Origin of the sequence: Marinomonas sp. (genome assembly GCF_965225885.1) — a bacterium.
Lineage (GTDB): Bacteria > Pseudomonadota > Gammaproteobacteria > Pseudomonadales > Marinomonadaceae > Marinomonas.
Genome location: NZ_OZ245329.1, coordinates 1 through 13,664, shown reverse-complemented (window position 1 = coordinate 13,664; position 13,664 = coordinate 1). Strand labels below are relative to the sequence as shown.

Annotated in this window: 5 protein-coding genes, 2 tRNA genes and 2 rRNA genes; 8 read left to right on the top strand and 1 reads right to left on the bottom strand. The window is 46.9% G+C overall.

Annotated elements, in window-relative coordinates; translation table 11 throughout:
* Positions 1-78 precede the first annotated feature (78 nt).
* Together ACO05V_RS00045 and ACO05V_RS00040 are read left to right on the top strand one after the other, a co-directional pair.
* Positions 79-2,862 carry a valine--tRNA ligase gene (locus ACO05V_RS00045; RefSeq protein ID WP_421846312.1) on the top strand — a complete coding sequence of 928 codons (2,784 nt, stop codon included), beginning with the start codon at positions 79-81 and terminating at the stop codon, positions 2,860-2,862.
* Positions 2,863-2,952: 90 nt separating this feature from the next.
* Positions 2,953-3,210: a cold-shock protein gene (locus tag ACO05V_RS00040; protein WP_421846310.1), complete on the top strand. Its 258-nt coding sequence runs from the start codon at positions 2,953-2,955 to the stop codon at positions 3,208-3,210.
* Between the two features lies 1 nt (position 3,211).
* Here ACO05V_RS00040 and ACO05V_RS00035 read toward each other — a convergent pair whose 3' ends face one another.
* On the bottom strand, positions 3,212-3,637 hold the full coding sequence (locus tag ACO05V_RS00035; protein ID WP_421846308.1) for a CBS domain-containing protein: 426 nt from the start codon (positions 3,635-3,637) through the stop codon (positions 3,212-3,214).
* Positions 3,638-3,762: 125 nt separating this feature from the next.
* Here ACO05V_RS00035 and tadA point away from each other — a divergent pair, with 125 nt between their 5' ends.
* From tadA to ACO05V_RS00005, 6 genes are all read left to right on the top strand, one after another.
* On the top strand, positions 3,763-4,251 hold the full coding sequence (tadA, locus tag ACO05V_RS00030) for a tRNA adenosine(34) deaminase TadA (RefSeq protein WP_421846306.1): 489 nt from the start codon (positions 3,763-3,765) through the stop codon (positions 4,249-4,251).
* 117 nt (positions 4,252-4,368) lie between these two features.
* Positions 4,369-8,268 carry a phosphoribosylformylglycinamidine synthase gene (gene purL / locus ACO05V_RS00025; RefSeq protein ID WP_421846304.1) on the top strand — a complete coding sequence of 1,300 codons (3,900 nt, stop codon included), beginning with the start codon at positions 4,369-4,371 and terminating at the stop codon, positions 8,266-8,268.
* 526 nt (positions 8,269-8,794) lie between these two features.
* Positions 8,795-10,334 (top strand): 16S ribosomal RNA (locus tag ACO05V_RS00020).
* Positions 10,335-10,408: 74 nt separating this feature from the next.
* Positions 10,409-10,485 (top strand) — tRNA-Ile (locus ACO05V_RS00015).
* Positions 10,486-10,623: 138 nt separating this feature from the next.
* Positions 10,624-10,699 (top strand) — tRNA-Ala (locus ACO05V_RS00010).
* Between the two features lie 312 nt (positions 10,700-11,011).
* Positions 11,012-13,664, top strand: a 23S ribosomal RNA gene (locus ACO05V_RS00005); the annotation flags it as partial.

The following is a 13,664-nucleotide window of genomic DNA, read 5'->3' as shown; positions in this document are numbered from 1 at the left end:
TATTCTTTATATTGTTATGACACGTTATAATTCCTCAACTTACAATTGATCGCTACATAAGAGCCTTAAGACATCATAATGGAAAAGACCTACCAACCTCAGAGTATTGAACAGCCTATTTATAAACGTTGGGAAGAGGGCGGATATTTTTCCCCTCAAGGCAACGGTTCTCCATTCTCTATCATGATTCCACCACCAAACGTCACCGGTAGTTTGCACATGGGGCATGCGTTTCAGCATACCTTAATGGATGCGATGATTCGCCGTGAGCGAATGAAAGGCAGCCGTACGTTATGGCAGCCAGGTTGTGACCATGCAGGTATTGCAACTCAAATGGTGGTTGAGCGCCAATTAGCCGCGCAGAATGTGACTCGTCATGAGCTAGGCCGTGAAAAGTTTCTTGAAAAAGTTTGGGAATGGAAAGGCCAGTCTGGCGGCACTATTTCTGACCAAATGCGTGTTCTAGGTGACTCTGTTGCTTGGGATAAAGAGCGCTTCACTATGGATCCTGGCATGTCTGCTGCGGTTCAAGAAGTGTTTGTTCGCTTGTTTGACGAAGGTATTATTTACCGTGGTCAGCGCCTCGTAAACTGGGATCCGGTTTTACACACTGCTATTTCTGATCTTGAAGTGGTTTCTGAAGAAGAAAATGGCTTCATGTGGTACTTCCGTTACCCACTTGCTGATGGCGTGAAAACAGCTGATGGCAAAGATCACATTGTTGTAGCAACGACGCGCCCAGAAACTATGTTCGGTGACGCTGCTGTTGCTGTAGCGCCAGATGATGAGCGTTTTACCGATCTTGTTGGCAAGTTTGTTGAATTGCCATTGGTTGGTCGTCGTATACCAATCGTTGCTGACGAATATGTAGACAAAGAATTTGGTACGGGTTGTGTGAAAATTACGCCAGCCCATGACTTCAATGACTATGAAGTAGGCAAACGCCACGACATGCCATTGATCAATATTTTGACCGACGATGCGGCCATTAATGATGTAGCGCCCGAAAAATATCACGGTATGGATCGTTTTGATGCACGTAAAGCCGTTGTTGCGGATTTTGATGCGCTTGGCTTGCTTGAGAAAATCGTCGATCACAAGCTAAAGGTGCCTCGTGGTGAACGTGGTAATACGGTTATTGAGCCTTACCTAACCCAGCAGTGGTATGTGGCGGTTGAGTCATTGGCCAAGCCTGCAATTGAAGCCGTTGAAAATGGCGATATTCAATTTGTGCCTAAGCAGTGGGAAAATACTTACTTTGCGTGGATGCGCGATCTTCAGGATTGGTGTATCTCTCGTCAGCTTTGGTGGGGGCATCAGATCCCTGCTTGGTACGATGCGGATGGCAAACATTATGTTGGTAAAAATGAAGAAGAGGTTCGCACTAAATACAGCCTAGCAGCTGATGTTGAACTGACTCAAGACGAAGACGTGTTAGATACTTGGTTTTCTTCAGCGCTTTGGACCTTTGCAACACAAGGTTGGCCAGAAGAAACACAGGATTTTGCTGAGTTTAGTGAATCGGATGTGTTGGTAACCGGCTTTGATATCATTTTCTTCTGGGTGGCCAGAATGATCATGATGACATTGAAGTTTACCGACAAAGTACCTTTCAAAACCGTTTATATCACAGGGCTTATTCGTGATGAGCGAGGCGATAAAATGTCGAAATCCAAAGGCAATGTTATCGATCCATTGGATTTGATCAATGGGATTGATATCGAGTCTTTGGTAGCAAAACGTACTTACGGCATGATGCAGCCACGCTTGGCTGAAAAGGTTGAAAAGAATACTCGTGAAACCTACCCAGAAGGCATTCAAGCCTACGGTACTGATGCACTGCGCTTTACGCTTTGTTCATTGGCGTCTGGCGGCCGAGACATCAAGTTCGATCTTAATCGTCTTGAAGGTTACCGTAATTTCTGTAACAAGATTTGGAACGCGACGCGTTATGTCTTGATGAACACAGAAGATCAAGACTGTGGACAGAATGGCGCTGAGGTTGAACTGTCTCTTGCCGACAAGTGGATTATTTCTCGCTTGCAGCATGCGGAAGACGCTGTAAACCGCGCTTTCGATACGCATCGTTTCGACTTGGCTTCTCAAGCATTGTACGAATTTATGTGGCACGAATACTGTGATTGGTATTTGGAATTGTCTAAGCCTGTGCTTTGGGATGAAAATGCGACGGCTGCACAATTGACGGGTACTCGTCGCACCTTGGTTCGTGTGTTGGAAGCCTTTCTTCGCCTTGCCCATCCGATGATGCCTTTCTTGACTGAAGAGATTTGGCAGCGTGTTGCTCCACTTGCTGGGATCGAAGGTGAAACAGTCATGATGGGTGAATACCCAATGGCTAATGATGCGAAAAAAGACGCACAAGCCGAAGCGGATGTGGAATGGTTAAAAGGCGTTATTGAAGGGGTTCGTAATATTCGTGGTGAAATGAATATTTCTCCTTCTAAGCCGATTACTATCTTGTTCCGTAATGGTTCTGAGCAAGATCAGGCTCGTTTAGATGCAAACTTAACTTTCTTGCAAACTTTGGCTAAATTAGAGTCTGTCACTTGGTTGAATGCGGGCGATGAAGCGCCAATGTCAGCAACTGCGTTAGTTGGTGACATGGAAGTACTTGTACCAATGGCTGGCTTGATTGATAAAGAAGCTGAGCTAGCCCGTCTGCAAAAAGAAATCGATAAAGCGTCAAAAGAGTTACAACGCATTCAAGGCAAGCTTTCCAACGACAGTTTTGTGGCGAAAGCGCCTGTTGAAGTGGTTGAGAAAGAGCGCGCTAAGTGTGATGACTTGCAGCTTGCAGTGACTAAGTTGGAAGAGCAAAAGATCAGTATTGAATCTTTGTAAATACGCGTTTTAAAAACATAAGGTCGGAAGTCTGTATTGGCTTCTGACCTTACGCTTACTTAATAAAAATAAAAAAGAGGCGAGATAGTAATGGAAAGATTAACTGGAAAAGTGAAGTGGTTTAACGACGCCAAAGGTGTGGGTTTTATCAAAAGAGAAGAAGACACTGATGTGTTCGTGCATTACAAGTCGATTGTTTGTGATGGGCACAAAAGCCTGAGAAAAGGGCAGTCGGTTAGTTTTCTTTTATCTGAGACTGATTTTGGCTTGCAAGCGATGGAAGTTCGTTTAGAAAAAGAGGCGCAAGGTGCATCCTCTGGTTCTAATCAACGGCTTGAAAGTGCTTAGTTTATTTAGATTCAGTTAGCATCTTGTGCGCAAGTTTGACGAAATCGACTGGTGTAATTATGCCGACGAGCTTATTGTCTTTCGTTACTACTGGTAGGCAGCCATATTTATTCTCGATAAAGAACTCAGCAGCCATGTCTAAATCTGTCTCAGGGCTTACGGTTAGTATGTCCTTGTTCATGGCGTTAGCAATGGGTGTTTGTTGTTCTTTCTTAGATATTTGCTGGGTGCCGAACTGGCTAACTAGGTGGAAGGCATGACGAAGATATTCTCGTTGCGTTAGCATGCCAACGCATTCCCCTGCGTCGTTTACGATGGGAATGTTTCTAATGTTTTTTTCTTGCATCAATGCTTTGGCTTTCGCTAAAGAATCATTTTCTTTTAATGTTATTAAGTTAGTAATCATCAGGTCGGCTACGGTGCGCATGAATCAGTCTCCATATATCTATTTCAGCGTGTTTATTTTGACAGTAAGGTTCAGTGTAGAGCGTATTAAGTATGAAAGGCGATTATGTCTTAGAAAAAGTACAGCTGCCTTGAGGTAGATCAATAATGACAGATCAAGAGTGGATGCAACGCGCGATCGCGCTGGCTGCGAAGGCTGCATTTGAAAATGAAATCCCAGTGGGCGCTATTGTCGTACTCAATGATGAGATTATCGGTGAAGGCTACAATGCACCGATCTCGCTTTGTGATCCAACAGCACATGCTGAGATTCAGGCGATTCGTATGGCCTGCAAAACCATGAATAACTATCGACTGCCCGGTGCGACTTTGTATGTGACCTTGGAACCTTGCTCTATGTGCGCGGGCGCTATGGTTCACTCACGTATTGATCGAGTGGTTTATGCGGCGACAGAACCTAAAAGTGGCGTTGTTGAAAGTCAGGGGCAGTTTTTTGAGGCACCGTTTCTCAATCATAAGGTGAAAGTTGAGTCTGGTGTATTGGCTGAAACGGCTTCTCTTCAACTCACGCAGTTTTTTCAATATCGCCGTGAACAAAAAAAGAAGCTCAAAGAACAGGCAAAAAAGTCAATTTAGGCGATTAATTCCGTCATTTTGTGTAGAAATTTCATACTCTGCTAGCCTCTATTTGCTTCATTGATTTAAAATACCCGCACCATTTCCCCAAAACTACCAAGTGAGGCAATACTCAACATGCTAACTCTGCATGGTTCCGCAGCGCTATCGGCGTTTCGCAAGGCAAAGTTATTAGCCAATATGCAAGCATCTATCCCATCTGTCACAGATGTTGATGCTCAATTTCTCCATTTTGTGGAGCTGGTTGATAATCAAACGCTTACCGCTGAACAGGAAACTGTTCTACAACGCGCTTTGGCCTACGGTCCTAAATCCTCCCAAGTCAGTTCATCTGATCAAAGTGTTTTAGTGGTGCCTCGTTTAGGCACTATTTCACCTTGGTCATCGAAAGCAACCGATATCCTTCATAACTGTGGCCTAGCGGTCGTATCTCGCGTCGAACGTGGCGTGGAATACTTTATTCATAGCTCAACGCCATTAGCGCTTGAAGAGTTAGATTTGTTGTCTGCTATGTTGCATGACCGCATGACAGAAAGCGTGCTTCCGGCATTGAGCGACGCGACTGACATGTTCTCTCATGCAGAACCGGCACCAATGACAAGTGTTGATGTGTTAGGTGGTGGTCGAGCTGCGTTGGTTGAGGCAAACCAAACGCTCGGTCTGGCCCTTGCGGATGACGAAATTGATTACCTTGTTGAGTCTTTCATTGAGTTGGGTCGTAATCCAATTGATGTAGAGTTAATGATGTTTGCTCAGGCAAACTCAGAGCATTGTCGTCACAAAATTTTTAATGCGTCTTGGACCATTGATGGCAAAGAGCAAGAACGCTCTTTGTTTAAAATGATCAAGAACACCCACGAACATAACCCACATGGCACCTTGTCTGCTTATAAAGACAACGCTGCTGTGATGGAAGGCCACTTTGGTGGTCGTTTCTTCCCGTCGGCTGAGACTCGTGAATACGATTTCAGTCATGAACACATCGATATTTTGATGAAGGTAGAAACCCACAACCATCCAACGGCCATTTCACCATTTCCTGGCGCAGCGACGGGGTCTGGTGGTGAGATTCGTGATGAAGGCGCTACAGGTATTGGCTCTAAACCAAAAGCAGGTTTGAGCGGTTACACTGTATCCGACCTTAAAATTCCAGGTTTTGAACAACCATGGGAAAGCTATTACGGTAAACCGTCTCGTATCGTGACGCCTTTGGACATTATGATCGAAGGGCCTATCGGCGGTGCTGCATTTAACAATGAGTTCGGTCGTCCAAACCTATTGGGTTACTTCCGTACTTACGAACAAACCATCCAAGGCGCGTCTCAAGAAGAAGTGCGTGGTTATCACAAGCCAATCATGTTGGCGGGTGGTATCGGTAATATTCGTCGTGAGCACGTTGAAAAACAAGAGATTAAAGTTGGCGCTAAGTTAATCGTACTTGGCGGACCAGCTATGTTGATCGGTCTTGGCGGCGGCGCAGCGTCTTCTATGGCATCTGCCGATGGTAACGAAGATCTTGATTTTGCTTCTGTACAACGTGGTAACCCAGAAATGGAACGTCGTTGTCAGGAAGTGATCGACCGTTGCTGGCAAATGGGTGATAAAAATCCAATCAGTTTTATCCATGATGTGGGCGCTGGTGGTTTGTCTAACGCCTTGCCTGAATTGGTCAAAGACGGCGAGCGTGGTGGTAACTTTGATTTGCGTAAAGTCCTAAACGACGAACCTGGTATGTCTCCACTAGAAATCTGGTGTAACGAATCGCAAGAGCGTTATGTTATGGCTGTTTCTCCAGATCGTGTTGCAGAATTTACGGCGATTTGTGAGCGTGAGCGTTGTCCTTTTGCCATCGTTGGTGAAGCGAAAGAAGAAATGCATTTGCAAGTTGCTGATGAGCATTTCGATAATAATCCTGTTGATTTGCCTATGTCTGTTTTATTTGGCAAGCCACCTAAGATGCACCGTGAAGCAACCAAAGCGGTTATTGCTGGTGATGATTTTACCGCGATTGATGTGGATCTAGCTGATGCAGCAAATCGCGTCTTGAGTTTGCCAACGGTAGCGAGCAAAAACTTCTTGATTACCATTGGTGACCGTTCGATTACGGGTATGGTTGCTCGTGATCAAATGGTGGGTCCATGGCAAGTGCCAGTAGCTGATGTGGCGGTAACAACGTCCTCTTTAGAAAGCTACACCGGTGAAGCCATGACAATGGGGGAACGTACACCGGTTGCCTTGTTGGATGCGCCAGCGTCTGGTCGTATGGCAGTGGGTGAAGCACTGACTAACTTGGCAGCAGCACACATTACCAAACGTAGTAGCATTAAGTTATCTGCGAACTGGATGGCGGCGGCTGGTCACGAAGGCGAAGATGAAAAGCTTTACCAAACTGTAAAAGCGGTTGGTATGGAATTGTGTCCAGCATTGGATATTGCTATTCCCGTCGGTAAAGACTCTATGTCGATGAAAACCGTATGGAAAGAAGAGGGCAAAGAGAAAGCCGTTACCTCTCCGCTTTCTTTGGTGATCTCGGCGTTTGCGCCGGTAACCGATGTTCGTAAAACATTAACGCCAGAGCTGCAAAACAAAGCTGATACGCGTTTGTTGTTGGTTGATTTGGGTGCGGGTAAAAATCGTCTTGGCGGTTCTGTTATTGCTCAGGTTTACAATAAACTGGGTCAGCAAGCGCCAGATGTTGATGATGCAGCGACCTTGGCTGGCTTCTTTGATACCACGCAAGCGCTTAATGCTGAAGGTAAATTGTTAGCCTACCATGACCGTTCTGATGGTGGTGCGTTTGCAGCCTTGGTCGAAATGTCATTCGCGAGTCATTTGGGTCTGAATATTGATCTTGATGAAACCATTACTAACCGTATGCAAGTGGCGCCTGTATTATTCAGTGAAGAGTTGGGTGCCGTCATACAGGTTAATGAGTCTGATGTAACGGAAGTTATTTCTGCTTATGCAAGCGCTGGTGTGACGACGACTCCGATTGCAACATTGTCCGGTGATGATTCGATCCGTGTTTGTTTTGCTGGTGAAACGTTGCTAGAAGAGACGCGTATTAATTGGCAGCGTGTTTGGTCTGAGACAAGTTACCGCATTCAAGCTTTACGCGATAACCCAGAGTCAGCGCAGCAAGAATTTGACAGTTTGTTGGATGCGAAAGATCCAGGCTTAACCGCTGATGTTCAATTCGATCAAAATGAAGACATCGTAGCGGCATTTATCGCTTCTGGTGTTAAGCCTAAAATTGCCGTCTTGCGTGAACAAGGTGTAAACGGTCAAGTGGAAATGGCTGCTGCTTTCCATAAAGCGGGATTCATTCCAGTAGATGTTCACATGAGTGATATCTTGTCTGGTCGTACGACGCTAGATCAATTTAGTGGTTTGGTCGCTTGTGGTGGTTTCTCATACGGTGACGTATTGGGTGCTGGTGAAGGTTGGGCGAAATCTATCCTTTTCAACCCAGTGGCTCGTGAACAGTTTGCAGCCTTCTTCAGCCGTCCTGATACGTTCACACTAGGTGTGTGTAATGGTTGTCAGATGTTGTCGAATTTACACGAATTGATTCCTGGTGCGGGACATTGGCCGAAATTTGTTCGTAACCAATCTTCTCAGTTTGAGGCTCGCCTTGTACAAGTGGAAGTTCAGAAGTCGAACTCAATCTTGCTTGCTGGTATGGAAGGTTCTCGTATGCCTATCGTCGTTGCGCATGGTGAAGGTCTTACTGAATACCGTGATGACCAAGACATGGCTGCACTTGCTACAGCAAACCAAATTGCATTGCGCTATGTGGATAACTACGGACAAGCAACCGAGCGTTACCCATTCAACCCGAATGGCTCTGCACAAGGTATCACTGGGTTAACGTCTGAAGATGGTCGTGTGACTATTATGATGCCTCATCCAGAACGTGTTTATCGTACGGTTCAGCACAGCTGGCACCCAAGCGAATGGCAAGAGCAAGCTCCATGGTTGCGTTTGTTCCAAAATGCGAGAAAGTGGTTAGGTTAATCTATTAGTCTAAATTGCTATCTAAAAAGGCCTCTAATCGTAAGATTAGAGGCCTTTTTAATGTGAGGTACTTTGTTTTCTGTTTAATAAGTAAGCAGGTTAAGCTGTTTTTGATTAATGTTTGAACGTTAATAGTGAAAAATTTAATTAATTAAAAGAATTTCAAAAAAGAGGTTGCACAGAATTTTTGGGGATGTATTATACGCACCCACTGACACGGACAACGACGCAAACAAGAGTTTGCACTTACTGAGGTAAGTAAGTTAAACGAAGTATCAGACGCTCTTTAAAATAGATAATCAGATAATTTGTGTGGGCGCTCGCTGGAGGCTTCAGAAGACCATCGCATACCGGTTTTACCGAGATGTAGTTGATCAAAAAAATTGAAGTCTTGTGAAACGTCTAACACGTCAATTCGCTTTATGTTGTTTTGTTATCTTTCGGGGTGATGAAATGATTAAGTTATTGTTAGTGTAATAGATTTTGAGCAGGCAAACTTTTACTTTTAAGTATGAGTTTAAAAATTAAACTGAAGAGTTTGATCATGGCTCAGATTGAACGCTGGCGGCAGGCTTAACACATGCAAGTCGAGCGGTAACAGGGGAGCTTGCTCCTGCTGACGAGCGGCGGACGGGTGAGTAACGCGTAGGAATCTGCCTAGTAGAGGGGGACAACATGTGGAAACGCATGCTAATACCGCATACGCCCTAAGGGGGAAAGGAGGGGACTCTTCGGAGCCTTCCGCTATTAGATGAGCCTGCGTAAGATTAGCTAGTTGGTAGGGTAAAGGCCTACCAAGGCGACGATCTTTAACTGGTCTGAGAGGATGGCCAGTCACACTGGGACTGAGACACGGCCCAGACTCCTACGGGAGGCAGCAGTGGGGAATATTGGACAATGGGCGCAAGCCTGATCCAGCCATGCCGCGTGTGTGAAGAAGGCCTTAGGGTTGTAAAGCACTTTCAGGGGTGAGGAAGGGTAGCTAGTTAATACCTAGTTATCTTGACGTTAGCCCCAGAAGAAGCACCGGCTAACTCTGTGCCAGCAGCCGCGGTAATACAGAGGGTGCAAGCGTTAATCGGAATTACTGGGCGTAAAGCGCGCGTAGGTGGTTTGTTAAGTCGGATGTGAAATCCCAGGGCTCAACCTTGGAATGGCACCCGATACTGGCAGGCTAGAGTATGGTAGAGGGGTGTGGAATTTCCTGTGTAGCGGTGAAATGCGTAGATATAGGAAGGAACATCAGTGGCGAAGGCGACACCCTGGACTAATACTGACACTGAGGTGCGAAAGCGTGGGGAGCAAACAGGATTAGATACCCTGGTAGTCCACGCCGTAAACGATGTCTACTAGCCGTTGGGTTGTAATGACTTAGTGGCGCAGCTAACGCAATAAGTAGACCGCCTGGGGAGTACGGCCGCAAGGTTAAAACTCAAATGAATTGACGGGGGCCCGCACAAGCGGTGGAGCATGTGGTTTAATTCGACGCAACGCGAAGAACCTTACCTACTCTTGACATCCAGTGAATCCAGAAGAGATTTTGGAGTGCCTTCGGGAACACTGAGACAGGTGCTGCATGGCTGTCGTCAGCTCGTGTTGTGAAATGTTGGGTTAAGTCCCGTAACGAGCGCAACCCTTATCCTTATTTGCCAGCACTTCGGGTGGGAACTTTAAGGAGACTGCCGGTGACAAACCGGAGGAAGGTGGGGACGACGTCAAGTCATCATGGCCCTTACGAGTAGGGCTACACACGTGCTACAATGGCGTATACAGAGGGCTGCGAGCTAGCGATAGTGAGCGAATCCCAGAAAGTACGTCGTAGTCCGGATTGGAGTCTGCAACTCGACTCCATGAAGTCGGAATCGCTAGTAATCGTGGATCAGAATGCCACGGTGAATACGTTCCCGGGCCTTGTACACACCGCCCGTCACACCATGGGAGTTGATTGCTCCAGAAGTAGCTAGCTTAACCCTTCGGGGATGGCGGTTACCACGGAGTGGTCAATGACTGGGGTGAAGTCGTAACAAGGTAGCCCTAGGGGAACCTGGGGCTGGATCACCTCCTTAAACGATAGAAACCTCTGGTGAGCGTTCACACAAATTATCTGATGTCTAATTTATAAGAAGCACAGAAAGTATTTGGGTCTGTAGCTCAGTTGGTTAGAGCGCACCCCTGATAAGGGTGAGGTCGGCCGTTCAAATCGGCCCAGACCCACCAATTCTTAAGAATTGGCTTTGGTTGAAGTCGAAACGAAGTTGGTTAGAGCGTCACTCCATTCTCTTAATAAGAGTGGTGAGGTCGATGTCTTTCCGTTCAAATCGGCCCAGACCCACCAAATACGATCTAGTTAGTAATGGGGCTATAGCTCAGCTGGGAGAGCGCCTGCTTTGCACGCAGGAGGTCTGCGGTTCGATCCCGCATAGCTCCACCATTTACTGATCATTCTGTGCGAAAGATTTAGAGAGAGTTCTAAGCAAGACACTAAACACTCACTTAGATGATGCGTTTAGTCTCTGACTTAGTGCTTTGCACTAAACTTGCTCTTTAACAATTCGAATTTTGAAATAACGATGAATCAAGCGTTAAACCGGTGGAAGTTCACTTGCTCTTATTCTTTAAGGATAACGACTTAGTGACTTCTATTATCGTAAATCCAGAGGGGTACAAAAGCCCTTTGGTATGTGATCTGATTTATGTTTCTACTTTTCCTTTTGGAATCGTAAAAAACTATTTTGGGTTATATGGTCAAGTGACCAAGCGTGCACGGTGGATGCCTTGGCAGTCAGAGGCGATGAAGGACGTGGTAATCTGCGAAAAGGTTCGGGGAGTCGATAAACAGGCTTTGATCCGAACATGTCCGAATGGGGAAACCCACTCTACTTGTAGAGTATCCCACAGTGAATACATAGCTGTGTGGAGGCGAACCCGGGGAACTGAAACATCTAAGTACCCGGAGGAAAAGAAATCAACCGAGATTCCCTAAGTAGCGGCGAGCGAAAGGGGATTAGCCCTTAAGTGGTTTTGGTGTTAGTAGAAGGCTCTGGAAAGTGCCGCGATAGAGGGTGATAGCCCCGTATACGAAAACACCCTAATCATGAAAACGAGTAGGACGGGACACGTGTTATCCTGTCTGAATATGGGGGGACCATCCTCCAAGGCTAAATACTCCTGACTGACCGATAGTGAACCAGTACCGTGAGGGAAAGGCGAAAAGAACCCCTGTGAGGGGAGTGAAATAGATCCTGAAACCGTGTACGTACAAGCAGTGGGAGCGGACTTGTTCCGTGACTGCGTACCTTTTGTATAATGGGTCAACGACTTATTTTCAGTAGCAAGGTTAAGCATGTAGTGGAGCCGTAGGGAAACCGAGTCTTAATAGGGCGTTTAGTTGCTGGGAATAGACCCGAAACCGGGCGATCTATCCATGAGCAGGTTGAAGGTTGAGTAACATCAACTGGAGGACCGAACCCACATCCGTTGAAAAGGCTGGGGATGACTTGTGGATAGGAGTGAAAGGCTAATCAAGCTCGGAGATAGCTGGTTCTCCTCGAAAGCTATTTAGGTAGCGCCTCGTATCTCACCATTGGGGGTAGAGCACTGTTTGGGCTAGGGGGTCATCCCGACTTACCAACCCCATGCAAACTCCGAATACCAATGAGTGCAATTACGGGAGACACACGGCGGGTGCTAACGTCCGTCGTGGAAAGGGAAACAACCCAGACCGTCAGCTAAGGTCCCAAAGTTACAGTTAAGTGGGAAACGATGTGGGAAGGCTTAGACAGCTAGGAGGTTGGCTTAGAAGCAGCCATCCTTTAAAGAAAGCGTAATAGCTCACTAGTCGAGTCGGCCTGCGCGGAAGATATAACGGGGCTCAAACTGTACACCGAAGCTACGGATGCTTAATTTATTAGGCATGGTAGAGGAGCGTTCTGTAAGCCGTTGAAGGTCAAGCTGTAAGGCAGGCTGGAGGTATCAGAAGTGCGAATGTTGACATGAGTAACGATAAGGGGAGTGAAAAACTCCCCCGCCGGAAGACCAAGGTTTCCTGTCCCATGTTAATCAGGGCAGGGTGAGTCGGCCCCTAAGGCGAGGCAGAAATGCGTAGTCGATGGGAAACAGGTTAATATTCCTGTACCGATGTATATTGCGATGGAGAGACGGAGAAGGCTAGGCCAGCACAGCGATGGTTGTCTGTGTTTAAGGCGGTAGGCAAGTGACTTAGGCAAATCCGGGTCACTCTTTAAGAGAGAATGCCGAGAACTGATGACGAACCCTCTTTTGGGTGAAGTGGTTGATGCCATGCTTCCAGGAAAAACTTCTAAGCTTCAGATATACATTGACCGTACCCCAAACCGACACAGGTGGTCAGGTAGAGAATACCAAGGCGCTTGAGAGAACTCGGGTGAAGGAACTAGGCAAAATGGTACCGTAACTTCGGGAGAAGGTACGCCGGCCGGTGTGAAGGACTTGCTCCGTAAGCACTAGTCGGTCGAAGATACCAGGTGGCTGCGACTGTTTATTAAAAACACAGCACTCTGCAAACACGAAAGTGGACGTATAGGGTGTGACGCCTGCCCGGTGCTTGAAGGTTAATTGATGGGGTTAGCGCAAGCGAAGCTCTTGATCGAAGCCCAAGTAAACGGCGGCCGTAACTATAACGGTCCTAAGGTAGCGAAATTCCTTGTCGGGTAAGTTCCGACCTGCACGAATGGCGTAACGATGGCCACACTGTCTCCACCCGAGACTCAGTGAAATTGAAATCGCAGTGAAGATGCTGTGTATCCGCGGCTAGACGGAAAGACCCCGTGAACCTTTACTATAGCTTCACAGTGAACTTTGAACCTACTTGTGTAGGATAGGTGGGAGGCTTTGAAGCGCAGACGCTAGTTTGCGTGGAGCCACTCTTGAAATACCACCCTGGTATGTTTGAGGTTCTAACTCAGGTCCCTAATCGGGATCGAGGACACTGTGTGGTGGGTAGTTTGACTGGGGCGGTCTCCTCCCAAAGAGTAACGGAGGAGCACGAAGGTGTGCTCAGCATGGTCGGAAATCATGCATAGAGTGTAAAGGCAAAAGCACGCTTAACTGCGAGACAGACACGTCGAGCAGGTACGAAAGTAGGTCTTAGTGATCCGGTGGTTCTGTATGGAAGGGCCATCGCTCAACGGATAAAAGGTACTCCGGGGATAACAGGCTGATACCGCCCAAGAGTTCACATCGACGGCGGTGTTTGGCACCTCGATGTCGGCTCATCACATCCTGGGGCTGAAGCCGGTCCCAAGGGTATGGCTGTTCGCCATTTAAAGTGGTACGCGAGCTGGGTTTAGAACGTCGTGAGACAGTTCGGTCCCTATCTGCCGTGGACGTTTGAGATTTGAGAGGAGCTGCTCCTAGTA